The sequence below is a fragment of the Methylobacterium sp. 13MFTsu3.1M2 genome (assembly GCF_900112625.1).
GTDB lineage: Bacteria > Pseudomonadota > Alphaproteobacteria > Rhizobiales > Beijerinckiaceae > Methylobacterium.
Map to the genome: position 1 here is coordinate 1 of NZ_FOMM01000018.1, position 23,039 is coordinate 23,039.

The 23,039-nt window shown below is 73.2% G+C and carries 21 protein-coding genes; 4 read left to right on the top strand and 17 right to left on the bottom strand.

Translation table 11 applies throughout. The features are described from left to right. The 5 genes from BM314_RS18350 to BM314_RS18370 form a co-directional block, all read right to left on the bottom strand. A partial coding sequence (locus BM314_RS18350) for a HAMP domain-containing protein (RefSeq protein ID WP_139237841.1) occupies positions 1 to 1,336 on the bottom strand: 1,336 nt, incomplete at its 3' end. Between the two features lie 303 nt (positions 1,337 to 1,639). Next, positions 1,640 to 2,863, bottom strand: a complete 1,224-nt coding sequence (gene coaBC / locus BM314_RS18355) for a bifunctional phosphopantothenoylcysteine decarboxylase/phosphopantothenate--cysteine ligase CoaBC (RefSeq protein ID WP_091979415.1) — start codon at positions 2,861 to 2,863, stop codon at positions 1,640 to 1,642. A gap of 43 nt (positions 2,864 to 2,906) precedes the next feature. Beyond that, a complete protein-coding gene (locus BM314_RS18360) occupies positions 2,907 to 3,629 on the bottom strand; it encodes a di-trans,poly-cis-decaprenylcistransferase (protein WP_091979417.1) in 723 nt (240 codons plus the stop codon). 76 nt (positions 3,630 to 3,705) lie between these two features. Beyond that, positions 3,706 to 4,095: a transcriptional regulator gene (locus tag BM314_RS18365; protein ID WP_020093611.1), complete on the bottom strand. Its 390-nt coding sequence runs from the start codon at positions 4,093 to 4,095 to the stop codon at positions 3,706 to 3,708. Continuing rightward, complete coding sequence (locus BM314_RS18370) at positions 4,082 to 4,699, bottom strand: hypothetical protein (protein ID WP_020093612.1); 618 nt, start codon at positions 4,697 to 4,699, stop codon at positions 4,082 to 4,084. Before BM314_RS18370 ends, BM314_RS18365 begins: the two co-directional genes overlap by 14 nt. Positions 4,700 to 5,000: 301 nt before the next feature. On the opposite strand from BM314_RS18370, the gene uvrB reads away from it, so the two are divergent. Next, on the top strand, positions 5,001 to 7,754 hold the full coding sequence (gene uvrB, locus BM314_RS18375) for an excinuclease ABC subunit UvrB (RefSeq protein WP_091979419.1): 2,754 nt from the start codon (positions 5,001 to 5,003) through the stop codon (positions 7,752 to 7,754). A 16-nt stretch (positions 7,755 to 7,770) separates the two neighbouring features. Here the strand turns inward: uvrB and BM314_RS18380 are convergent, their stop codons facing one another. Continuing rightward, a complete protein-coding gene (locus BM314_RS18380) occupies positions 7,771 to 7,989 on the bottom strand; it encodes a hypothetical protein (protein WP_042674712.1) in 219 nt (72 codons plus the stop codon). Between the two features lie 134 nt (positions 7,990 to 8,123). Between BM314_RS18380 and BM314_RS18385 the strand changes: the two genes are divergently transcribed. Beyond that, the gene (locus BM314_RS18385) at positions 8,124 to 8,657 is read left to right on the top strand and encodes an ankyrin repeat domain-containing protein (RefSeq protein WP_091979421.1); all 534 of its coding nucleotides are present in this window, start codon (positions 8,124 to 8,126) and stop codon (positions 8,655 to 8,657) included. An 83-nt stretch (positions 8,658 to 8,740) separates the two neighbouring features. Next, positions 8,741 to 10,474, top strand: coding sequence for a pyrroloquinoline quinone-dependent dehydrogenase (locus BM314_RS18390; RefSeq protein ID WP_244539978.1), 1,734 nt, complete (start codon positions 8,741 to 8,743; stop codon positions 10,472 to 10,474). Positions 10,475 to 10,836: 362 nt separating this feature from the next. On the opposite strand, the gene BM314_RS18395 is transcribed toward BM314_RS18390, so the two are convergent. From BM314_RS18395 to BM314_RS18405, 3 genes are all read right to left on the bottom strand, one after another. Beyond that, positions 10,837 to 12,162, bottom strand: coding sequence for an O-antigen ligase family protein (locus tag BM314_RS18395; protein WP_091979425.1), 1,326 nt, complete (start codon positions 12,160 to 12,162; stop codon positions 10,837 to 10,839). Between the two features lie 126 nt (positions 12,163 to 12,288). Then, on the bottom strand, positions 12,289 to 13,191 hold the full coding sequence (locus tag BM314_RS18400; RefSeq protein WP_091979427.1) for an alpha/beta hydrolase: 903 nt from the start codon (positions 13,189 to 13,191) through the stop codon (positions 12,289 to 12,291). Between the two features lie 83 nt (positions 13,192 to 13,274). Next, positions 13,275 to 14,261, bottom strand: a complete 987-nt coding sequence (locus BM314_RS18405) for a lytic transglycosylase domain-containing protein (RefSeq protein WP_091979428.1) — start codon at positions 14,259 to 14,261, stop codon at positions 13,275 to 13,277. Positions 14,262 to 14,432: 171 nt separating this feature from the next. On the opposite strand from BM314_RS18405, the gene BM314_RS18410 reads away from it, so the two are divergent. Beyond that, a complete protein-coding gene (locus tag BM314_RS18410; RefSeq protein WP_091979430.1) occupies positions 14,433 to 15,032 on the top strand; it encodes a cysteine hydrolase family protein in 600 nt (199 codons plus the stop codon). 39 nt (positions 15,033 to 15,071) lie between these two features. On the opposite strand, the gene BM314_RS18415 is transcribed toward BM314_RS18410, so the two are convergent. From BM314_RS18415 to fliL, 8 genes are all read right to left on the bottom strand, one after another. After that, positions 15,072 to 16,370 (bottom strand): leucine-rich repeat-containing protein kinase family protein, encoded by a 1,299-nt coding sequence (locus BM314_RS18415; protein WP_091979431.1) that lies wholly within the window; start codon positions 16,368 to 16,370, stop codon positions 15,072 to 15,074. Between the two features lie 3 nt (positions 16,371 to 16,373). Further along, entirely contained in the window at positions 16,374 to 16,565 is a 192-nt protein-coding gene (locus tag BM314_RS18420; protein ID WP_012317818.1) for a DUF1192 domain-containing protein, read from the bottom strand. 12 nt (positions 16,566 to 16,577) lie between these two features. After that, positions 16,578 to 17,798, bottom strand: a complete 1,221-nt coding sequence (locus BM314_RS18425) for a phosphopentomutase (protein WP_091979432.1) — start codon at positions 17,796 to 17,798, stop codon at positions 16,578 to 16,580. A 2-nt stretch (positions 17,799 to 17,800) separates the two neighbouring features. Continuing rightward, entirely contained in the window at positions 17,801 to 19,438 is a 1,638-nt protein-coding gene (locus BM314_RS18430; protein ID WP_091979434.1) for an ABC transporter ATP-binding protein, read from the bottom strand. A gap of 133 nt (positions 19,439 to 19,571) precedes the next feature. Further along, entirely contained in the window at positions 19,572 to 20,438 is an 867-nt protein-coding gene (locus tag BM314_RS18435; RefSeq protein ID WP_244539974.1) for a MotE family protein, read from the bottom strand. Further along, a complete protein-coding gene (locus BM314_RS18440) occupies positions 20,435 to 20,965 on the bottom strand; it encodes a DUF6468 domain-containing protein (RefSeq protein WP_020093625.1) in 531 nt (176 codons plus the stop codon). Before BM314_RS18440 ends, BM314_RS18435 begins: the two co-directional genes overlap by 4 nt. 19 nt (positions 20,966 to 20,984) lie before the next feature. Next, on the bottom strand, positions 20,985 to 22,202 hold the full coding sequence (fliM, locus tag BM314_RS18445; protein ID WP_091681367.1) for a flagellar motor switch protein FliM: 1,218 nt from the start codon (positions 22,200 to 22,202) through the stop codon (positions 20,985 to 20,987). A 64-nt stretch (positions 22,203 to 22,266) separates the two neighbouring features. Next, positions 22,267 to 22,821 carry a flagellar basal body-associated protein FliL gene (fliL, locus tag BM314_RS18450; protein ID WP_020093627.1) on the bottom strand — a complete coding sequence of 185 codons (555 nt, stop codon included), beginning with the start codon at positions 22,819 to 22,821 and terminating at the stop codon, positions 22,267 to 22,269. Positions 22,822 to 23,039: the final 218 nt, after the last annotated feature.

Genomic DNA, 23,039 nt, shown 5'->3' on the forward strand with positions numbered 1-23,039 from the left:
GGCCGGCCGCCGCGGTCGAGACCTGCGCGACGATCCCGCCGACGGCGTCGGCGAACCGGTCGGCGACCTGCCGCATCGCGAGGCCGCGCTGACGCGCCGCGTCCTGCCGGGCCGCCTCGGCCTCGGCCTCGAGCTGCCGAGTGCGGATCAGGTTGTCCTTGAACACCTGCACGGCGCGGGCCATGGCGCCGATCTCGTTGCGCCGCCGGAGGCCCGGGACGGCAACGGCGGAATCCCCGGCCGCGAGGGCCTCCATGGCCGCGGTGATCCGCCGGATCGGCCGGAGCACGCCGCAGAACAGGGCGAGCAGCCCGAGGGCGACGAGCAGCAGGGTCGCGACCAGGGCCGCCCCGTCGCGCCACAGGGTGCTCCGCGCCGCCCCCGACAGGGCCTCGGCCCGCGCGACCATCTCGTCGAGGCAGACGAAGGCGAGGTCGACGAGGGTCACCTGCTCGGGCGTGTCGAGCTTGCGCGCCTGGGCGAGCGTCAGGCCCGGCGGCGCGCCGCGAGCCAGGGCCTGCGCCACGGCGCGCCGGCGGGCGAGGGGGGCGCCCTCGAAATTGTTCTCCCGGGCTCGCCGGAACGCGGCCTGGACCGTCCCGGACGCCTCGGCCGCGGCCTCGATCGCCGCGTTCCAGGCCGCGTCGAGCCGTCCCCGCTCCTCGGCGGCCGCGACGGTCTCGTCCAGCGACCAGGACGCCCCGGCCGCCAGGGATGTCTGCACGCGCAGCGCGACGGCGCCGTTGGCCATGCGCGTCGCCCACGCCGCCCGCTTCAGGGCGAGGTCGCGCCGGAGGAGCCCGTCGGACAGCGGGATCGCGGCGTCCACGGCGTCGCTCGTGGCGATCAGGGCATCGAGCATGGCCTGGAGGGCGGCCCTGGCCTCCGCCGTCACCGCGCCGTCGCGACGCGCGCCCGGCACGTCCAGGGCGGCGTCGACCCGCGGCCGGAGGCGATCGAGGCGGCCGCTCGCCTCGTGCAGCCGGCCGAGGGTCGCCGCCACGGCGGGCATTTCCAGACCGTCGAGGAGCGGCCGGGCCGCGGCGAGCCCCGCGATGGCCCGCTGCCGGTCGGCGTAGAGCGACGCGCGGGTCTCGGCCTCGACGGGCTCGGCGGCGGCGAGGAACTGCAGCGTCGCGCCCCGCTCGAACCGGGTCACGTTCAGCGTCTGGAGGAGGGCGCGGCTCGCCCGCACCAGCGCGATGACCCGCTCGGCCTCGGCGGCGTGCTGCCGCGCCTCCCGCACGGTGCCCGTCGCGAAGCCGAGCATGATCGTCGCCATGACGACGAGGACGAGGCTCATGGTCGTCCGGATGGACAGGGCCCCTACGCGCATCGTGCCTCGGCTCCGGTCGCCCGATCGGCCGGGCATACCAGATCATAGCAAGTTTTTCCCCGCACAACCGTGACAACGAGAGCGGGCACAGGCACCCGCCTGCCTTCAACCGCTACCTTGCGCACTATCATGCCTTAATACGTCCCGATAATGACCGGACATCCGCGCGGATATTTTTGGTCACCACTTGATCAGGCGCGGATAGGGCGCAAAAAAACTTCCATTTACCTGTGCGCAACGACGTTGACGCCCGGAACGGCGCGCCGTCCGAGGGGCCCCGCGTCGCTCTCGGGAGGCGCCGCGTCAGCCGGCCAGAAGCGCGGCGAAATGGGCGACGAGCCGCCGGGCGACCTCGTCCTTGCCGAGGCGCGGCCAGGTGTCCACGGCGCCGTCCCGCCGGATCAGGTGCACCGCGTTGTCGACGCCGCCCATGACGCCGCCCTCGGCCGACACGTCGTTGGCCACGATGAGGTCGCAGCCCTTCCGGGCGATCTTCGCCCGGGCGTGCTCGACCACCGTGTCTGTCTCGGCCGCGAATCCGACCACGAGGGGCGGGCGCCCGGCCGGCCGGCGCGCGATCGTGGCGAGGATGTCGGGGTTCTCGACCAGCGGCATCGGCGCCGGCCCGGTGCCGTCCTTCTTGATCTTCTTGCTGCCCGCCTCCTGCTCCGGGCGCCAGTCGGCGACCGCGGCGGCGAAGACCGCGATGTCGGCCGGCAGCGCCGCCTCGACGGCGGCCAGCATCTGCCGGGCGGTCTCGACCCGCACGACGGCGACGCCCGGCGGGTCGGGGAGCGCCACCGGCCCGGAGACCAGGGTCACGGCGGCGCCGGCCGCGGCGGCGGCGGCCGCGATGGCGTGGCCCTGGCGGCCCGAGGAGCGGTTGGCGATGTAGCGGACGGGGTCGATCGGCTCGTGGGTGGGGCCCGAGGTCACGAGCACGCGCCGGCCGGCCAGGGGCCTGTCCCCGCTCGGGGTGCCGAGCATCCGCTCCAGCGCGTCGGCGATCTCGTTGGGCTCGGCCATCCGGCCGGGCCCGGATTCGGGCTCGGCCATCCGGCCGGCATTCGGCCCGACGATCCGGACGCCGTCGCCCTCCAGGACCGCGCGGTTCCGGCGGGTGGCGGGGTGCGCCCACATCTGGACGTTCATGGCCGGCGCGATCAGGATCGGCAGGGTCGTGGCCAGCAGGATCGTGGTCGCGAGGTCGGCCGCGTGACCGCCGGCCATGCGGGCCATCAGGTTGGCGGTCGCGGGCGCCACCACGACGGCGTCCGCCTGCCGGGCGAGCTTGATGTGGCCGATCTCGGCCTCGGAGGCCCGGTCGAACAGGTCGGTATGCGCCCGCTCACCCGCGAGCGCGGCCGCCGCCAGCGGCGTCACGAATTCCTGGGCCCCCGCGGTCAGGACTGGGCAGACGCTGGCGCCCCGCTCGCGCAGCCGCCGGATCAGGTCGAGGGCCTTGTAGGCCGCGATGCCGCCGCCGATGACGAGGAGGACGCGGCGATGGGCGAGGGTCTCGGTCATGCCGCCGACCCTCTGCGCGCCGGCGCGCGCGCGTCAAGCGGCCTCAGGCGGCGGCCGGGACGGCCGGCGCCTTCAGGCCGCCGAATCGGCGCTCCCGGCGGCCGAACTCGTCCACGGCCTCGGCGAGGTCGTCGGGTCCGAAATCGGGCCACATCCGCTCGGTGAACAGCAGCTCGGCGTAGGCCGCCTCCCACAGCATGAAGTCGGAGAGGCGGCGCTCGCCGCCGGTGCGGATCAGCAGGTCGACATCCACCGGCGAGCCGTGCATCGGACCGGCCACCAGCTTGCCGAAGCTCTCGCGCGTCGGCTCCTCGCCGGCGAGGCGCTGCGCCGCCGCGATGATCGCGTCGCGGGCCGAGTAGTCGACGCAGATCCGCAGATGCAGCCGGGTCCCCGCCGCCGTGGCGGCTTCGGCGGCCGCGATCGCCTGTGGGATGCCGTCGGGCAGACGGTCGCGCCGACCGACGACGCTGAGACGGGTGCCGGTGCGGGCGAGGCGCTGGGTCTCGTTGCGCAGGTACGAGCGCAGGAGCCGCATCAGGCCGCCGACTTCCTCGGCCGGCCGCTGCCAGTTGTCCGCCGAGAAGGCGTACAGCGTGAGCGTGCCGATGCCGTGATCCGGGCACGCCTCGGCGGTGCGGCGGATCGCCTCGACGCCCCGGTGGTGGCCGGCCAGCCGCGGCAGGCCGCGCTGCGTCGCCCAGCGCCCGTTGCCGTCCATGATGATCGCGGCGTGCAGGGCTCCCGGCACCGCTTCGCTTTGCATCGTAAAGTCTCCCGGCATGGGCGTGGCGTAGAGGTCTATCGAAACGGGATTAACATTCCCGGCGGGACGGGCGGTCTCACGCCGTTTTCGTGGCCGGATCGAGGCCGCGGACACCGGATTCGGGGCCGCGCTCGGCCGCCTCCGCGGCGTCCCGCACCACCTGCTCCAGCACGCCGAGATAGCCGATGAAGCGCCGACGCCCAACCGCCGTGAGGCGGCAGATCGTCTGCGACCGGTTCTGCGCGAAGCGCTTCTCGAGGCTCACCAGATCCGCCTCGCTCAGAACGGCCAGGTGGCGGCTGAGATTGCCGTCGGTCAGCCCGCACAGCCGCTTGAGATCCGGGAAGGGCAGCCCCTTCGGGTGCGCCACCAGGGATGTCAGCACGCTCAGGCGCGCCCGCTCGTGGATGATCCTGTCGAGCCCCTCGTAGGAGAAGCGCCCCTCGGAACGGTCAGCGGTCGTCATCGAAGGCCCGGGCCCCGTGATGGATGATCCCGGCCAGCCACGCCTGGCCGAACAGGAAGGGCAGGCCCATCGTCCAGGGCGACAGGGCCCGCGTCTCGGCCGAGACCGCCAGCACGGCGAGCCCGGCGAGCAGGTACCAAGCCCCGACGCCCTGAACCGCCCGGGGCAGGATCCGCGCCGAGGCGAACAGGCCGAGGCCGACCAGCACCTGCCAGAGACCCGGCAGCATCCAGACCTCGCCGGGGGCGAAGCGGGCGATGACCAGGGCGAGGCAGGCCCCCGCGCCCGCGGCCGGCAGGAACACCTCGATGGCGTTCCACACCATCGCGTCGGCGAGGCCGGAATGCAGGCGCCGGCTGCGCCGGACCGCCTCGACGCCGATCATCGCGAAGGCCGCGAGGGCCGCCGCGATCCAGAGGCCGAAGAACAGGCCCGGCCGCGCCGCGGGATCGCCGAGCCACAGCGCCTGCCCCGCCGCGCAGGCGAGCGCGAGGCCGCCGGTCCCGGCGACCGTCGCCGCGCCCAAGCCGCGGAACGCCGTGTCGCGGGCGATCTGCGAGCGGATGGCCACGATGTCGGCCAGCGCCTTGTCCAGGTCCTGCATGTGCCTCAAGCCCCCGGCCGCAGCATGCCGCACACCCCACTTTGCACCGCAAAGTATCGACGGGGTCGGCCCACCGCAAGCCGATTTCCGCGCGCGCCTGCCGATCTTCTCAGCATCCGGGACCGCGGTCGAGTTCGCCCCCGGGTGAATTCTACCTATCGGTTGTATTCGCCACACCGTCTTTAGTGGAACGCCACGGCGCTCCGCGGCCGGTCCTCGGCATGGCCGGCGGCGGACGAAAGCCGTCAAACCGCACCCGCGCAGGGTTTCTCGGAGCGCGATCCGGGCCCATATTGTTCTCATGCCCGCACCGAAGAAACCGCGCGCCGCCTCCGTGACGGCCACGTCCGCCAAGGCGTCGAAGCCCGAGCTGAAGCCCCTGGACACCTATCTGGCGGAGCTTCTGAACCCGGCGCTCAACCGGAACCGTCCGGCCACCGTCGAGCCGCCCCCCGAGGCGCCGGCACGGCCGGGCCGCAAGGCGGGGGGCAGGAAGGGCAACCCGAAGGACGGGGTGCCCGCGGCCGCCACCCGGAGGGCCGAGATCGCCCGCGACGGCTTCGCGGAGGCCCCCCAGGCCGGCTACGCGATCGGCGACGCGGCCGATGTCGACCCCCGTCTGGCGCAGGCGCTCGGCCTGACGCCGCCCGAGGACGGCCCCGCGCCGGAGGGCGCCGACCTGCCGGATCCCGGCGGCGACGGCGGCGCCTCGGCGACGGTGAGCGCGCTGGAGCGGCTGCTCACCGAGGGCAACCCGCTGTTCAAGGACGGCAAGACCTGGACGCCCCACCGGCCGGAGCGGCCGCAGAAATCCGAGGGCGGCGTCCGGTTCACGCTCAAGTCGGAATTCACGCCGGCCGGCGACCAGCCCCGGGCGATCGCCGAGCTCGTCGGCGGCGTGCAGGCGCTGGAGCGCGACCAGGTGCTGCTCGGCGTCACCGGCTCGGGCAAGACCTTCACGATGGCCAAGATCATCGAGGAGACGCAGCGCCCGGCGCTGATCCTCGCGCCCAACAAGACGCTGGCCGCGCAGCTCTACGGGGAGTTCAAGGCTTTTTTCCCCGACAACGCGGTCGAGTACTTCGTCTCCTACTACGACTACTACCAGCCCGAGGCCTATGTCCCGCGCTCCGACACGTTCATCGAGAAAGAATCCTCGATCAACGAGCAGATCGACCGGATGCGCCACGCCGCGACCCGCGCCCTGCTGGAGCGGGACGACGTCATCATCGTCGCCTCGGTCTCGTGCATCTACGGCATCGGCTCGGTCGAGACCTACACGGCGATGTCGTTCACGGTCTCGCTCGGGGAGCGGATCGAGCAGCGCCAGCTCATCGCCGACCTCGTGGCCCTGCAGTACAAGCGGATCCAGTCCGACTTCGCCCGCGGCACCTTCCGGGTGCGGGGCGACTCGATCGAGCTTTGGCCGGCCCACCTGGAGGATCGCGGCTGGCGGATCGGCCTGTTCGGCGACGAGGTCGAGAGCATCGTCGAGTTCGACCCGCTCACCGGCAAGACGATCTCCGAGCTGAAATTCGTGAAGGTCTACGCCAACTCGCACTACGTCACGCCGCGCCCGACGCTGCAGCAGGCGATCAAGGGCATCAAGCACGAGCTGAAGGGCCGGATCGAGGAGCTGACCAAGATGGGCCGGCTGATCGAGGCGCAGCGGATCGACCAGCGCTGCACCTTCGACATCGAGATGATCGAGGCGACCGGCGCCTGCAACGGCATCGAGAACTACTCGCGCTACCTCACCGGCCGGAAGCCGGGCGAGCCGCCGCCGACCCTGTTCGAGTACCTGCCCGACAACGCCCTGGTCTTCACCGACGAGAGCCACGTCACCGTGCCGCAGATCGGCGGCATGTACCGGGGCGACTTCCGCCGAAAGGCGACGCTCGCGGAGTACGGCTTCCGGCTGCCCTCCTGCCTCGACAACCGACCGCTGCGCTTCGAGGAGTGGGACGCGATGCGGCCGATGACGGTCCACGTCTCGGCGACGCCCGGCAAGTGGGAGATGGAGCAGACCGGCGGCGTCTTCGCCGAGCAGGTCATCCGCCCGACCGGCCTGGTCGACCCGGTGATCGAGGTGCGCCCCGCCCGCAGCCAGGTGGACGACCTGCTGGGCGAGGTCCGGGAGGTGGCGCAGGCCGGCTACCGGACCCTCGTGACCACGCTGACCAAGCGCATGGCCGAGGACCTCACCGAGTACCTGCACGAGAACAGCGTGCGGGTGCGCTACATGCACTCCGACATCGACACGCTGGAGCGGATCGAGATCATCCGCGACCTGCGGCTCGGGGCCTTCGACGTCCTGATCGGCATCAACCTGCTGCGCGAGGGCCTCGACATCCCGGAATGCGCCCTGGTGGCGATCCTCGACGCCGACAAGGAGGGCTTCCTCCGCTCGGAGACCTCGCTGATCCAGACGATCGGCCGCGCCGCCCGCAACGCCGACGCGCGCTGCATCCTCTACGCGGACAATATCACCGGCTCGATGGAGCGGGCGATGGCCGAAACCGAGCGCCGCCGCGCCAAGCAGCTCGCCTACAACGCCGAGCACGGGATCACGCCGCAGAGCGTGAAGCGCGGCATCGCCGACATCCTGAGCAGCGTGTTCGAGCGCGACCACGTGCAGGTCGATACCGGGCTCGCCAAGGACGCCATCACGGTCGGCCACAATCTCAAGGCCGTGATGGCGGACCTCGAGAAGCGCATGCGGGCGGCCGCCGCCGACCTCGACTTCGAGGAGGCGGCGCGGCTGCGCGACGAGCTGAAGCGGCTCCAGGCGACCGAGCTGCTGGTCTCGGACGACCCGATGGCCCGACAGGGCGACGTGGAGCGCGAGGCCGGCAAGTTCGGCCGGAAGCCGCCGCGCGGGGGCAGCCGCATCGCCAGGCCCGACCTCGACAATATGGGCCCGGGGACGGACCGGGAGCTGCCGGTGGGCGGCGCGGCGCCGGTCTGGCAGGAGCGGCCGAAGCCGCGCTCGACGCAGGGGCTCGGCGGTCAGAAGCCCAAATACAAGGGCGGCGGTGGGCGACGGCGGGGCTGACCCGGCCGCCGGGACCTCAGGCGGCCTCGCTGCCGCGGCCGAGGCCGTGTCCCGACCCGGCCTCGCCGGCATCGACGATGGCCTGCGCGATCCGGACCACGAGGACGTGGCAGGCCTCGTCGTAGGCGTGGGAATCCGCGCGGACCGCCGCCTCAACGACGGTCCCCGCCTGCTCGCGCACGATCTCGCGGGCGGTGCGCAGCGCGTCGGCGTAGGGCTCAAACGGTCGGGGCATCGTCGCGCTCCGGAGACGCCGGGCCTGGCCCGGATAGGCGGCTGGAACGAGCCGGGCGACGAAACTGTTCCCCCGGCCGCTGGACGTCGATGCCGCAGCGGCCCAGATCAGCCGCGATGAGTGACGAGCACGCGATGGCCTCAGAGACGAACCCGCCCCCGACCCTCGACGACGAGACCCTGGCCTTCGCGGGCCGGGTCTTCCAGTACGCGCGGATGGGCCACGCCGAGGAGCTCGCCGACCTGTTCGGGCAGGGGCTGCCGGCGAACCTGCGCAACGACAAGGGCGACAGCCTGCTGATGCTCGCCGCCTATAACGGTCAGGCGGAGGCCGCCCGGGTGATCCTGGAGGCCGGCGGCGACCCGGAACTCGCCAACGACCGCGGCCAGACGCCGCTCGCCGGCGCGGCCTTCAAGAACGACCTCGCCGTCGCGCAGCTCCTGCTCCGGCACGGGGCCGCGGTGGACGGGACCGGCGACGGCACCCGCACGGCGCTGATGACCGCCGCCATGTTCGACCGCACCGAGATGGTCGACCTGCTCCTGCGGCACGGCGCCGACCCGGATCGCCGCGACGCCTCCGGCCAGAGCGCCGCCGACATGGCCCGGGCGATGGGCGCCCAGGCGACGCCGGCGCAGCTCGACGGGGCGCCCCGGCGGCAGGCGTGAGGCCGCGTCGCGAGAAGACCTGTTCGGGCGCGACGGGCGCCGCACACGGGAGCACAGCTTTGTCGCGATGGATCGGGGCCGCCCTGCTGGCCTGCCTTGCCGGAACCGCCTCCCTCGGTACGGCCTCGGCCGCCGAGACGCCCTGGCCGGCCTTCGGACACGACCCGAGCAACCGCAACTTCTCCGAGCTGACCCAGATCAACCGCGACACGGTCGGCCGGCTGCGTCCCGCCTGGATCTTCCAGACCGGGGTCACCGGCTACTTCCAGGCCCAGCCGGTGATGGTGGACGGCACCCTCTACGTCTCCACGACGCAGAACAACGTCGCCGCCCTCGACGCGAAGACCGGCAAGCCCCTCTGGACCTACACCCACAAGCCGCGCACCGAGAAGATCTTCGGCCCGCCCTCCAACCGCGGGGTCGCGGTGTCGGGGGGCCTCGTCTTCGAGGCGACCATGGACGGGCAGCTGATCGCCCTGGACGCCAGGACCGGCCGGATCGTCTGGGAGAAGGAGGCGGTGCGCCCGGAGGAGGGCGAGACCGAGACCGCCTCGGGCCTCGCCGCGACCCTCGGCGGCAAGCCCGTCCAGGGTTCGAGCCGCCTCGGCTTCAAGATGCCGCCGCTCGTCGCCGACGGGCTCGTCATCGTCGGCGTCACCGGCGCCGGCTACGGCCTCCACATCGAGGACGAGGCGGGCGGCCTCGACGGCGGCTCGGTGGTCGGCATCGAGGGCGGATACGGGCGGCGCGGCTGGCTCGCGGCCTACGACGCGAGGACCGGCGAGGAACGATGGCGCTGGTACGTGACGCCCTCGGAGGGCTGGGAGGGCGGCTTCGTGGAGAAGACCGCCGACGGCACGCCGCTCCACCGCGACATCGCCGCCGAGCAGGCGGCGGCGCCCGCCAACCGCGACGCCTGGCGGGTGGGCGGCGGCTCCCTCTGGATGACGCCCGCCTACGACCCCGATCTCGGCCTGATCTTCCTCGGCACCGGCAACCCGGCGCCGCAGAATTTCGGCCTGTCGCGCCCGGGGGACAATCTCTACACGATGTGCCTCGTCGCCCTCGACGTGAAGACCGGGAAGCTGCGCTGGTACTACCAGCAGGTGCCGCACGACGAGTGGGGCTACGACGTCGCCGCGCCGCCCTTCCTGCTGGACATGCCGGGCGGCGCCAGGGCGGTGGCCTCGGCGAGCAAGACCGGCTGGATCTACGTCCACGACCGCGCCACGGGGAAGCTGCTCGCGCGCTCGGCCCCGCTGATCGAGCAGAAGAACCTGTTCGCGCCGCCGACCCCGCAGGGCACCGTGGTGGCGCCCGGCCCGCTCGGCGCGGTCTCGTGGCCGCCCACCGCCTATGACGGGACGCGCGCCTACGTGCAGGTCCGCCACGGAGCGACGACCTACACGGTGAAGACCGTGCCGGCCGCCGCGGGGCGTCCGGAGATCCGCTACACGGAGACCGGGGAGGCCAGGGGCGAGCCGTCCTTCAGCACGCTCACGGCCGTCGATCTCGCGGACGGCGGCCGGATCGCGTGGTCGGTGCGCGGCGCGAGCCGCCTCTCCGGGGGCACCCTGGCGACCGCCGGCGGGCTCGTCTTCTCGGGCGAGGAGGACGGCCATCTCGACGCCCACGACGCGCGGGATGGCCGGATTCTCTGGCGCTTCCAGTGCGGGGCCGGCATCAGCGGGCCGGCGATGACCTACGCGCTGGACGGCAAGCAGTACGTCGCGGTGGCGGCGGGCGGCGCCTCGTTCACCAGGGCGTCGGGCTTCGGCACCGGCGACGCGCTGCTGGTCTTCGCACTGCCCGATTGACCGCGGCCGGCCCACAGCGCGGACGAATGTCGCGGCGCGCCGGACTCTCGACGCTGCGGCGGGACGGGACGCCCCGGCGCGGCCCCGTGGCTAGTGGGCCACGAAGAGGGACAGCGCGCACAGGGCACTCGCGCCCAGCGCGAACGTCACGTCGGTCCAAGCGAAACGAGCCCTGCCAGGCATGCAGAATCTCCGCGCGAATACCGACCAACAAATTCCCGGACAAGTTGTTGCCGTCCGCTACCGGACAGAAGCCTCGCGGACGGTGGCCGGAAACGTTCGAGGAGACAGGCCGGGACGGGTACGCTCACGACGCGCGGCCTTCCGCGGCCGGCGCGTGATGTCCGGGCGCCCGTGTCGCTTCAGCCCGCCGCGACGGCGTAGCGGGTGCGCAGGCGCAGGCCGAACACCGCCATCATGAACATGCAGCAGGTGGCGTTGTTGCCGTTGTAGAGCACCGTCTCGAAGGAGGCCGAGACCAGCCCGAGGAACCACAGCCTCAGGAACAGCATGGTCTCCGCGTCGAGGCGCGTCCCGCCGGCCACGCGCTGCAGGTCGCGCACCGGGGCGAGCACGAAGGCCACCACGGTCAGGGCGAGGAACGGCAGGCCGCCGATCAGCGCGGTGTCGAGATAGGCGTTGTGGGCGTGGTCGACGGTGTTGACCCAGGTCAGCGCCTCGGAGCCGGCATACATGGTCCGCTCAGTCATCCAGAAGGCGCCGATCCCCCAGCCGCGCCAGGGCCGGATCATGATGTTGTCGATGGCGAACTGCCAGATCTCGCTGCGGCCCGTGAAGGTCGCGTCGGTGAGCAGCGACCCCACCGCCTCCTGGATCGGCGGCGCCAGCACCGAGCCGATCGAGATCAGCGAGAACCCGATCACCGGGCCGAGGAGCAGCAGGCGGCGCAGGAACCCGCCGGTCAGGACCTGGCACAGGCCGGTCACGGCGAGGATCACCGGCAGGAGCAGGATCGCGGTCTTGGAGCCGCTCGCCACCAGGAACCCGGCCGCCAGGAGCACGATCGCCCAGCCGAGGACGCGGCTCGCCACCCTGGCGACGTAGAGGCCCACGATCACCAGGATCACCATGGCGGCGCCGGCCTCGTTCTTCTGCGGGAAGATCCCGCGCCATAGGCCCGGATGGCTCGGATCGGAATTGACGTCGAAGGCCGAGTGGATCGCGAGGTTCGGCACGAAGGCGACCGCGAGGTAGGAGGCGAGCACGATGACCAGGGCGGACCCGGCCATGGTCAGCGCCAGTTGGCGAGGCGAGCGGGCCACGATCAGCACGCCCGCCGAGAGCATCGCCGCGATGGCGAAGAGCGCGAGCCGCCGCAGCGACAGGCTCGGCTCGACAGAGAGCAGCGCCGTCGCCCCGAGCCAGAGGGCGCAGAGGACGAGGGGGCGGGTCACCAGGGGGCGGAGGTGGCGCACGCCGATCCGGTGGATTGCCGCCGCCATGGCGGCGCCGGCGCTGAGGAACAGGATCTGCGTCAGCAGGCTGCCGTCCTCGGAGGCCGCGAGCATCGACCGGTCGGACAGGTCCTTCAGCCAGACGTGGTTCCAGAGCAGGACGAAGACGGCCCCGTTCAGGAGGACGCGCAGAACGTCCGGCACGTCGCGGCCCGCGACGCCGCGCTGCCGCCCGTCGGCCGGGATCCCGATCGCCGCGTCCGCAGAAGCCATGCCGTCCCACCGCGAGGCCGCGCCGCGCGGCCGAGACCATTCTAGCGGCCCGCAGGTGCGGGGCGATGGAAAATCAGATGTTGCACCCCGCGATCGCGCGATAACCTTGACGCGATCCAGGCGGGGTCAGCGCCGCATCGTGTACTGCGAGCGGCCGGCGGATTGCCGCATCAGGAAGGACGCCATCTCGGCCAGTTCCGGCGCCTTCGAGCGGAAGGTGACGGACAGCGCCAGCAGCGTGTCTTTGTGGTCGAGGCCCGGGTAGAGCCGCTCCTGGACCGGGACGTGCTCGGCCCGCAGCTTGGCGGCGAGGCTGACCGTGTGCCGCGGCTTCACCACGGTGTCGGCGTCGCCGGTCGCCAGGAAGGCGGGGGGCGAGAGAGGGCCCACGAAGGCGACGGGCTGCGTGGCCTCCGGATCGGGCGCCTTGCCGAACACCTTGACGGTGGTGTCCTGGTCGAACGGCAGGAAGTCGTAGGGGCCGGACAGGCCGGCGACGGCCTTGATCGCCTTGGGATCGACCCCGGCGGCGATCACGTAGCGCGGGTCGAGGCCGAGCATCACGGCGTTGTAGGCGCCCGCCGAGTGGCCGGCGAGCACGATGCGGCGCGGGTCGCCGCCGTATCCGGCGATGTTGTCGCGCACCCACGCGATGGCCTCGGCGCCGTCCTCGAGGAAGCCGGGGAACGGCGCCTCCGGGTAGAGCCGGTAATCGGGCAGCACCGTGACGAAGCCCTGCGCCGCGAGGGCGTGCCCGACGAAGGCGTAGTCGTCCTTGGCGCCGCTCTGCCAGGAGCCGCCGTAGAAGAACACCAGGACCGGCGCGTTCTCGGCGCCCGCGGTGGGAACGTAGACGTCGAGCCGCCGCCGCGGACCCTCGCCGAAGGGCTGGTCCTTCGCGGCGAGCCGCCCCCCCGGATCGCGCGGGCCGATCGCGTCGAACAGCGCGAGCGGCGAGGCAGCGGTGAAGCCGAACGCGGCGAGCCCGAGGCAGAGGAGGCTAGCGAGCGCGGTGAGGAGACGTGTCATATCCCATCCGGTTGTCCCGACCGGGCCATACCGCACCGCCCTCGGGGCGGATTGATGACGCTCTCGGGGCGGATCACGAAAAATCAGGTCCGCAGCACGAAGCAGGCGCCGCCGACCTTGCGGATGCGGCCGCACAGGTCGTCGGCCGCCTGCCGGCTCTGAGCCGGGATGCGGATCCGGTAGAAGGCGCGGGTCCCGCGGTTGCGCAGGCGCGTGCCGATGATCATCGGCCGCACCTCGCCGATCACCCCCGCGTAGGCGCTCCGCGCGCGGTTGAAGCTCTGCAGCGCCAGAGCCTTGGAGAAGTTGCCGGCGAGCTGGATGCCCCAGGGGGCGGCCGGCCCCTCGTTGAGGCCGAGGGCGAAGCGGTCGCCGCGCGACGGGACGCGCAGGCTGGCGGTGACCTGCAGGCAGGTCTGCGGCGCTTCCGGCTTGGTCTCCCTCTTGGCCTCCCCCTTGGCCTCCTGGTCCGTCGCGTCCTTCTGACCCTTCGCCTCGGACTTGCTCTCGGACTTGCCGTCGGACTTGGCGGGCGCGCCGCCCTCCGGGAACTCGATCGCCTTGCCGGGGCCGGTCCGCCAGTCGTCCACCGGCTGGCCCGTGATGTTGGCCACGTAGGCCCGCGTCTCGGCGGGCAGGCCGCCGTCGCCGGCGAGCCACTTGCTCACCCGCGCGGCGCCGCCGTTATAGGCCGCGGCGGCGAGGCCCAGATTGCCGAACTGGGTCCTCAGGTCGGCGAGCAGGTGGGCCGCGTGCGGGATCGCCTGCTCGGGATCGAACGGGTCGAGGAGGCCGCGCTCCCGGGCGGTCCCGGGCATGAACTGCGCGACGCCCTGCGCGCCGGCCGGACTCACCACCCCGACGCGAAAACTGCTCTCGCGCCAGATCAGGCGCGTCAGGAACGGCACCGGCAGGCCGCGGGCCTTGGCCGAGTCGTCGATGAGGCGGCACAGGGCCTGCTCGACGGTCTCGGTCGCCCCCTCGGACGGGGCGGCCGCGGCCGGCTGCGCGCAGGCGAGGGCGAGGAGCAGCGCGCCGAGGCGCAGGGGCGGGACGGTCACGCCGCGCATGTAGCGACGCGCGGGGTAGGATCAATCCGCGCGGCCAACCTTCCTGGGGGAACATCCGGCCCCGGCGCACGAGCCTTGCACCTTTGCACACTGGCGCGACCGGGCCGCGCCGTCGTAGCGTCCCGGACTCAGAGAGCCGCCTCCGACGCGGCCCGATGGGAGGAACCGCCGATGTCCGATCCGGCAACCCTGCGCGGCCTGTCCGGCCTGAGCCCCGCGCCGGCCCCGCTCAGGGGCTCGGCGCTCGTGATGATCGACCTGCAGCAGACCTACCGGGAGGGCGTGATGCAGCTCGACGGCGTCGAGCCCGCGCTCCAAGAGGCGGCGGCGCTCCTGCGACGGGCGCGCGAGGCCGGGATCCCGGTGATCCATGTCCGCCACGATGCCGGGCCGGGCTCGCCCTACGACGTGACCGCCCCGATCGGCCAGATCAGCCCGGAGGTGGCGCCGCAGGGCGACGAGCCGGTGATCACCAAGGCCTATCCGAGTTCCTTCGTGGGCACCGACCTCCAGGCGCGGCTCGAGCAGGCCGGCGTGAAGGACGTCGTCCTGGCGGGCTTCATGACGCATATGTGCGTCAACTCCACCGCCCGGAGCGCCTTCAACCTCGGATTCCGCCCCACCGTCGTGGCGGCCGCCACGGCGACGCGGGACCTGCCCGGGCCGGACGGCGCCGTGGTGCCGGCGGCCCAGCTCCAGGCCGCGAGCCTCGCGGCCCTCGGCGACCTGTTCGCCGTGGTCGCGCGCGGGCAGGGCGATATCCCCGACTGAGACAGCGGACCGCTCCCGGCACCGGTCGAGGCCGCGCGATCAGGCCTGGAGCCGCCCGATCTCGGCGATCACCGCCCCGAGGCTCGGCCGCCCGTCGGGATCCGGCCCGGTGCAGGCCTGCGCCAGGGCGCGCAGGGAGTCCGGCGGCGCCGCGCATCGGTCGAGCAGCTCGCCGATCAGGATGCCGACGGCGCGGACCTCGACCCGCGCCAGCGCCGCGCCGAGCGGCCCGTCCGGCAGGGCCGAGGCGGCGCCGAAGTCGCTGAGCACGGCCGCGCCGGTCCCGGCATCCCAGAGCGTGTTGTGGGCGTAGACGTCGCCGTGCAGCAGGCCCCGCCCGTGCAGGTGCGCCACCGCCTCGGCCACGGCGCGGGCGATCCGCAGGACCGTGTCGGCGCCGAGGCGCAGGTCCGGGTCGTAGACGTCGCGGCTGCAGCTCGCGAGGCTCGGCGGCCCGGCGAGCGCGCGCCAGTGCGCCGGCAGGAGCCGGAGCAGCAGGCCGCGGGCACCGTCGGGATGGCCCTCGAGCCGGCCGAGCGCGCCCGTGAGGGCCGGGTGCGTCCCGGCGGCGAGGCAGGCCTCCATCTCCCGCTCGGGCAGGCCGTCGCTGGTCATCGCGCCCTTGAACAGCTTCAGGGCCACGTCCTGCCCTCCACCGGGATCGCGCCACCGCGCCCGGTGGACCCGCCCCGAGGCGCCCTCGCCGAGCAGGTCGCCGACGGCGAGGTCGGCCCACGGCACCGCGGGGGCCGCGACCGGCGCCGTCGCCGGCTCGGCGGGGTTGCCGGCGTAGGCGATCCAGGCGAGGCGGGGCAGGCGCGCGAGCCAGGGCGGGAGTGCCGCGAGACGGTTGCAGGCGAGCCGGATCAGCTCGAGGTCGCCCGCCCCCGACAGGCTGTCGGGCAGCGCCGTGAGCCGGTTGCCCGCCAGCATCAGCTTCTGCAGGCGCGGCCGCTCGCCGAGGGCGGCGGGCAGCTTCGCGATCGCGTTGTCGGTCAGGGTCAGCCAGCGCAGGTCGCGCGGCAGCGACTCCGCCGGGACCTCGCGGATGCCGCAGCCGCGGAAGCCCAGCTGGCTCAGCGCCGGGCAGGCGCCGAGCACCGGCGGCAGGCGCGGGAACGGGTTGCCGGAGCAGAACAGCACGCGCAGACGGTGCAGGCGGCCGAGATCGTCCGGCAGGTCGGTGAGGCTGCCCCGGCCGAGATCGAGCACCTCGAGGGTGTCGGCGAGGGCGAAGACCTCGCGCGGCACCTCCGTCAGGCCGTCGGGCAGCCGCAGCTCGCGCGCGCCGCCGAGATCGCCGCGCCGCAGGGCGGCGAGGGTTTCGCGCCGGTCCAAGCCTCAGCCCCGCTTGAAGAACGCGTCGGCCGCGCCCTGCGCCGCCTGCTTGGCGGCCCGCGCCGCCTCGAGCCGGGCGATCTCGGCGCGCAGGAGCGCGACGCGCTCGTCGAGATCCCCGAGCGAGAGCGTGTCGAGGGGCTGCCCGATCTCGTGGGCAACGGCCTTGCGCGGCCGGTCGTCGTCGTCCCGCACGTCGTGTCCTCCCTACAGGAACGGTGTTCCGGCCCCGTCCCAGGCGAGGCCGAGATGGGCCGCCACGGTGGCGCCGATATCCGCGAAGGTCTCCCGCCGGCCGATCGGCCGGCCGGCCACGCCGGGGCCGAAGGCCAGCACCGGGACCTGCTCGCGGGTGTGGTCGGTCCCGGTCCAGGTCGGATCGTTGCCGTGGTCGGCCGTGATCACCGCGAGGTCGCCCGGTGCCAGCGCCGCCAGGATCTCGGGGATCCGCGCGTCGAACGCCTCCAGCTCCGCGGCGTAGCCCGGCACGTCGCGGCGGTGGCCGTGCTCCGTGTCGAAATCGACGAGGTTGACGAAGATCAGGCCGCCCTCCGGCAGCGTCGCCAGCGCGTCGAGGCCCGCGGTCACGCAGGCCGCGTTCGGGCCCGGCCTGATCTCGCGCCCGGTGGCGCGGTGGGCGAAGATGTCGCCGATTTTGCCGACGCTCACGACCGCGCGGCCGGCCGCCTCGGCGCGGTCGAGCAGCGTGCGCCCGGGCGGGGCGACGGCGAGATCCTTGCGGTTGCCGGTCCGGCGGAAGCCGGTCTCCGGCGCGCCGACGAAGGGCCGGGCGATCACCCGGCAGACGCGGTAGGGGTCGCACAGGCGGCGCGCCACCCGGCACAGGTCGTAGAGCCGCTCCAGCCCGAACGCCTCCTCGTGGGCGGCGATCTGGAACACGCTGTCGGCCGAGGTGTAGCAGATCGGCCGGCCGGTCCGGAGATGCTCGGCGCCCAGCGCGTCGATGATCGCGACCCCGGGCGCGTGGCAGTCGCCCAGGATGCCCGGGAGGCCGCCCTCGGCGACGAGCGCGCGGACCAGCTCCGGCGGGAAGGCCGGCCGGGTATCGGGGAAATGCCCCCAGGGCTCGGTCAAGGGCAGGCCGGCGATCTCCCAGTGGCCGGAGGGCGTGTCCTTGCCGGCGGCCGTCTCCACCGCGTGGCCGTAGGCGCCGCGCGGCGGGCCGGCCGGGGCGAGGTGCGGCGGGATCCGGCCCGAGGCCCCGGCGGCCGCCAGGCCGAGCCCGAGTTCAGCGAGGTGGGGCAGGCGCAGGGGGCCCGCGCGCAGCCCCGCCCGGTCGCCGCGGCCCTCCGCGCAGCGCTCGGCGATGTGCCCCAGCGTGTCGGACCCGGCATCGCCATACGTGTCCGCGTCCGGGGCCCCGCCGATGCCCACGGAATCGAGGACGATGATGAGCGCCCGCGCCACGGTCAGGCGGGCTCCAGCTCGGCGGGGGCGTCGCTCTCGAGGGCGAAGGCGGCCTTGAACAGGGCGCGGGTGTAGGGGGTCTGGGGGTTCGCGAAGATCGTCTCCGCGGCGCCCTCCTCGACCACGCGGCCGTTCTGCATGACGATCACGTAGTTGGCGAGCGCCCGCACCACCTTCAGGTCGTGGCTGATGAACAGGTAGGCGAGGCCGCGCTCGCGCTGGAGGTCGCGCAGCAGGGTCACGATCTGCGCCTGGACCGAGCGGTCGAGGGCCGAGGTCGGCTCGTCGAGGACGACGAAGCGGGGATTGAGCACCATCGCCCGCGCGATGGCGATGCGCTGGCGCTGGCCGCCGGAGAACTCGTGCGGGTAGCGGTCCATGGCGGCCGGATCGAGCCCGACATCGGTGAGCGCCTTGGCGACCACGGCCCGGCGCTCCGCCCGGGAGCGCGCCGTGCCCTGGACCACCAGTCCCTCGGCGACGATGTCGGCCACCGACATGCGCGGCGACAGGGAGCCGTAGGGATCCTGGAAGACGACCTGCATGTCCTTCCGCAGCGGGCGCATCTGCGCCGCGCCGTAGCCGTCGATCGCCTTGCCGAGGAAGACGATCGGGCCCTCCGAGCCGGTGAGCCGCAGGAGGGCGAGGCCGAGGGTTGTCTTTCCCGAGCCGGACTCGCCGACGACGCCGATGGTCTCGCCGGTCCGGACCCGCAGGGAGACGCCGTCCACGGCCCTGACATGGCCGGTGACGCGCCGGAGCAGGCCCGACTTCAGCGGGAACCAGACCTTCAGGGGGCCGGCCTCCAGGAGCGGGGCGGCGTCGGCCGGGACGGGGTTGGCCCGGCCCTTCGGCTCGGAGGCGATCAGGCGGCGCGTGTAGGCGTCCTGCGGATCCGCGAAGACCGCCTTGGTGGCGCCGGCCTCCACGATCTTGCCCTTCAGCATCACGCAGACGCGGTCGGCGATCCGCTCGACGATGCCGAGATCGTGGGTGATGAACAGCATCGCCATGCCGAGGCGCTTCTGCAGGTCGGCGAGCAGCGCCAGGATCTGCGCCTGCACGGTCACGTCGAGGGCCGTGGTCGGCTCGTCGGCGACCAGGAGTTCCGGCTCGCAGGCGAGCGCCATGGCGATCATCACGCGCTGGCGCTGGCCTCCGGAGAGCTCGTGCGGGTAGGCGCCCATGCGCCGCTCGGCGTCGCGCAGGCCCACGAGTTCCAGAAGCTCCAGGATCCGGCGGCGGGCCGCCTTGCCGGCGAGGCCGCGGTGCAGGCCGAGCACCTCGCCGATCTGCCGCTCGATCGTGTGGAGCGGGTTCAACGAGGTCATCGGCTCCTGGAACACCATGGTGATGTCGGCGCCGCGCACGTCCCGCATCGCCCGCTCGGGCAGCCGCGCGAGGTCGCGGCCCGCGAACAGGATCCGCCCGTCCTGGCGGGCCGCGGGGTCGAGGAGGCGCAGGATCGCCAGCGCGGTCACCGACTTGCCGGACCCCGATTCGCCCACGAGCGCGACGGTCTCGCCGCGGCGGATGGTGAAGGAGACGCCGTCGACCGCCACGGTCTCGCCCTCCCGCGCGCGGAACGCCACGGAGAGGTCCTCGACGGCGAGGAGCGGCTGGGGATCGGCCTCTGACATGGACCCCTTATAGCGCGCCCGGCCCCGGACCCTAGCCCGCGCGGACGCCGCACGGGGCGGGCCGGCACGACGCGGCCGGACGGGCCGGCCGGCGGTCCCGGAAGGTCGACCCTGCGTCCGGCCGGGCCCGGACCTAGCGGATCGGCGCCCCGGGATCGATCGCCGGCAGCTCGTTCGCCGGGAGCCCCGTTCCCGCCTGGGCCTGCGGTCCGGCCGCGCCGCGGGCGCGGTTGGCGAGGGCGACGGTCAGGCGCTCGGCGGTCTCGGGCTGCATCACCGCCAGGACCTCGGACATCTTGCGGGGGTTCATGGCCAGCACGATCGGGACCAGCACGTCGAGCCCGAGCCGGTCGAAGACCCGGGCTGCGTCCTTGGGCTTCATCGCCTCGTACATCGTGACGATGTTCTTCAGGGCCTGCTTCTCGGCATCCTCCTTCGCCTTCGCGACGGCGTCGACCTTGTCCTCGGCCTTCTTGAGGTCGCCGAGCCCGGTCTCGAGCTTGCGCTCGGCCTCACCCAGCATCTTCTCGCGCAGCTCGAGCTCGTCGCTCTTCTGACGCAGGGCGTCGCGCCGGGCACCGAGCTTCTCCAGGAGCAGGCGCTCGGTGGGCGAGGCCGAGCTCCCGGCCGCGGGCGGTGCGGACTGGGCCGGGGCCAGGGGAGGGGCCGACGGCTGCTCGGGCGCGGCTGCCGGCGCCTCCTTGGCGCCCACCGAACCGGTCGTCACCGGATCGAAGGGCTCGAAGCCGGTGCGCGCCCGGGCGACCGCGCGCCCGTATTCCGGCAGCGCCGCGCTCTCCGGCAGGCCGGCCTGCAGCAGGCTGAGCAGCTTGAGCACGAGCAGCCCACCGGCCGCGAGCGCCACGGCGTCGATGAGGCGGAGCCGAAACTGCCGGACGGGCTTCCGGCGCGCGCGCCGCTCGGGCGTCGCGGCGCGGCGTATCCGCTCCTCGGGATCCGGCTTCGGCGGCGGGATCTTCGGGGCCTTGACCCCGGTCACGCGGCGCGCGCCCGGACGCGGGCGAGGGCGCGCTCGCTCATGGCGAGCGCCGCCGCGGCCGCCACGCCGAGGCGCTCCCCGTTCGGACTGGCGTGCTCCGGCCGGCGCTCGGCCGGGATCTCCGGCGCGCGCGTCGGCTCGGGGACCGCCTGCGGCGCGGGCCTCGGCTCGGGCGCGGGCTCGGGACGGACCGGCACGGCGCGCATCTGCGCCACGATGGCCCCGATGCGGGTGATCACGCCCTCGCCGGCCTCGACCTGCAGCCGCAGCTCGCCGGCGCGGATCGTGGCGGTCTCCAGGCTCGCGTTCAGGGTGCGGTCGCCCTCGTCGATCGCCGCCCGCAGGCCCGCGATGGCCCGCTCGGCCGTGCCGGTCGCGACCATCAGGTCGCCGATGGTCTGGCGGAGGGCGGCCTCGTCGCCCTTCATCTGGCCGATGCGGCGCGAGAGCCGGAGAGACGTGACGATGGTCGCCGCCAGGAGGACGGCGACCAGGATGTCGGCCGCGAGGGTGACGAAGAGACTCATGACCGGACCCTCATCGGCACTAGTTGTCCGAGCGGTTGTTCATCGAGGCCTCGTAGGCCTGGATCGTCGTGCGCGAGCGGCGCAGCGGCCGGGTGACCTGGACGGCGATGTGGCCGTCGACCCGGCCGATCCGCCCCTGCGTCAGCGCCCAGTCGCCGCAGCGCACGGTGATGAGGTCCGAGGGCTTGGCCTCGAACATCAGCGTCTCGCCGACCTTCAGGCTCATGACCTGCTTCAGCGGCAGCATCATCTCGTGCAGCACCGCGTCCATGGTCACGTCGGCCTGCCAGATCTCGGTGGCGAGATGGCCCTCCCAGACGTGGTCGCGGCCGAGCTTCTCGCCCATGAAGCTCTGGGTCAGCAGCTCCCGGATCGGCTCGATCGTCGCGTACGGGAACAGGATCTGCAGCATGCCGCCGCGCCCGTCGACGTCGAGGCGCAGGCTGATCAGGATCGCGGCGTTCCCGGGCCGCGTGATGGTGGCGAAGCGGGGGTTGGTCTCGATCCGGTCGATGCCGAAGCTCACGGGCGAGAGCGGCTGGAACGACATCTCGAGATCGCCCAGCACGATCTCGACGAGGCGGCGCACCAGCGTCATCTCGATGGCGGTGAAGGGCCGGCCGTCGAGACGGCTCGACGAGCCGCCGCGCTTGCCGCCGAGCAGCAGGTCGAAGGTCGCGTAGGCGAGGTTCGAGTCGACCGTGACGAGGCCGGAATTCTCCCACTGCTCGGCCCGGAACACGCCCAGCAGCGTCGGCAGCGGGATCGCGTTCAGGTAGTCGCCGAAGCGCACCGAGGTGATGTTGTCGAGGGTCACCTCGACGTTGTCCTGGAACAGGTTGCGCAGGGAGGTCGACAGCAACCGGATCATCCGGTCGAAGACGATCTCCAGCATCGGCAGGCGTTCGTACTGGACGACGCCCGAATCGACGATGGCCTGCACGCCCCCGGCCCCGGAGGCCGAGAGCTCGCGCATGGAGAAGCCGAGGACGCCGTCGATCTCGTCCTGGTTGAGCACCCGGTCGTTGCCGGCGAGCTCGGGGAGGTTGTCGCTCTCCCCGTCCTCGATCATCGTCGCCCATTCGGCGGCGACGTCGCCCGCGTTGCGCGTGGTGCCCTGCTCGGCGAGCGCCGCGCCCCACTCCTCGGCCAGCGACGTGTCGCCGCCCTCGGCCCCCTGCTCCAGGAGGGCTGCCGACCAGTCGTCCTCGGGGAGTTCGTCCTCGGGTTCCATCAGGCGTGCTCGATCGGGGCCCGGCGCGGCGCGGCGCGCGAAGGACGGGGCAGGGTCGCGGGCGCGCTCACTGGACGATCACGTCCTTGAACAGCACCGCGTCGACCTTGGCGGGGTACAGGGCGATGTTGATCCGGCGCAGAAGCTCCTCGCGCAGCCGGAACAGGCCCATCGAGTTGGTGATGTCGCTGGCGCGCAGCTCGCGCATGTAGACCTGCAGCGCGTCCTCGACCCGCGGCATCAGGGGCTTCACCTCCTCCTCGACCTTGGCGTCCTTCAGCTCCAGCGAGATCCGGACCTTCGCGTACTTGGCCTTGTCCTGGGGCAGCTCGGGAGAGAGGTTCAGGAGCATCTCGCGCACGTCGACGAAGACCACGGCCTTCTTGGCGTCTGGGCCGGCGCCCTTGGCGTCGCCGTGCCCGCCGCCATGGCCGCCGCCCTGCGCGGCTTCCTTGCCGTCGCCCTGGCCGCCGCCGCGCATCATCAGGAAGGCGCCCGCGCCGCCGCCCGCGATCAGGACCGCGAGGGCCACCATGATCATGAGCTTCTTCTTGCCCTTCGGGGCGCCCTCGGCTTTGGCCTCGCCGTCCTCGGCGGAGGCCTTTTTCGGCGTCTTGGCCATGGAATAATGCTCTCTCGCGGGAGACCGCGCGCCAGGTACACCTGGATATCGGAGCATCACGGTTAACGCGCCGTTAAGGAGGCAATTCCTGCCGGGTCAGGTTTGCCGCGGCGCAGCCCCCGCGCCGCCGCGACACGCGAGCGTCGCTAACCAAGTCCCTGTCACACCGCTAAAATTTGCCGCAGACGGGTTTGGCACAGCGGATGCTGAATGGATCG

What these genes read in the sequence shown, in the direction of transcription:
- coaBC (WP_091979415.1), bottom strand. Translation starts at nt 2,863, where the DNA reads ATGACCGAGACCCTCGCCCATCGCCGCGTCCTCCTCGTCATCGGCGGC.
- BM314_RS18360 (WP_091979417.1), bottom strand. Translation starts at nt 3,629, where the DNA reads ATGCAAAGCGAAGCGGTGCCGGGAGCCCTGCACGCCGCGATCATCATG.
- BM314_RS18365 (WP_020093611.1), bottom strand. Translation starts at nt 4,095, where the DNA reads ATGACGACCGCTGACCGTTCCGAGGGGCGCTTCTCCTACGAGGGGCTC.
- BM314_RS18370 (WP_020093612.1), bottom strand. Translation starts at nt 4,699, where the DNA reads ATGCAGGACCTGGACAAGGCGCTGGCCGACATCGTGGCCATCCGCTCG.
- uvrB (WP_091979419.1), top strand. Translation starts at nt 5,001, where the DNA reads ATGCCCGCACCGAAGAAACCGCGCGCCGCCTCCGTGACGGCCACGTCC.
- BM314_RS18380 (WP_042674712.1), bottom strand. Translation starts at nt 7,989, where the DNA reads ATGCCCCGACCGTTTGAGCCCTACGCCGACGCGCTGCGCACCGCCCGC.
- BM314_RS18385 (WP_091979421.1), top strand. Translation starts at nt 8,124, where the DNA reads ATGGCCTCAGAGACGAACCCGCCCCCGACCCTCGACGACGAGACCCTG.
- BM314_RS18395 (WP_091979425.1), bottom strand. Translation starts at nt 12,162, where the DNA reads ATGGCTTCTGCGGACGCGGCGATCGGGATCCCGGCCGACGGGCGGCAG.
- BM314_RS18400 (WP_091979427.1), bottom strand. Translation starts at nt 13,191, where the DNA reads ATGACACGTCTCCTCACCGCGCTCGCTAGCCTCCTCTGCCTCGGGCTC.
- BM314_RS18405 (WP_091979428.1), bottom strand. Translation starts at nt 14,261, where the DNA reads ATGCGCGGCGTGACCGTCCCGCCCCTGCGCCTCGGCGCGCTGCTCCTC.
- BM314_RS18410 (WP_091979430.1), top strand. Translation starts at nt 14,433, where the DNA reads ATGTCCGATCCGGCAACCCTGCGCGGCCTGTCCGGCCTGAGCCCCGCG.
- BM314_RS18430 (WP_091979434.1), bottom strand. Translation starts at nt 19,438, where the DNA reads ATGTCAGAGGCCGATCCCCAGCCGCTCCTCGCCGTCGAGGACCTCTCC.
- BM314_RS18440 (WP_020093625.1), bottom strand. Translation starts at nt 20,965, where the DNA reads ATGAGTCTCTTCGTCACCCTCGCGGCCGACATCCTGGTCGCCGTCCTC.
- fliL (WP_020093627.1), bottom strand. Translation starts at nt 22,821, where the DNA reads ATGGCCAAGACGCCGAAAAAGGCCTCCGCCGAGGACGGCGAGGCCAAA.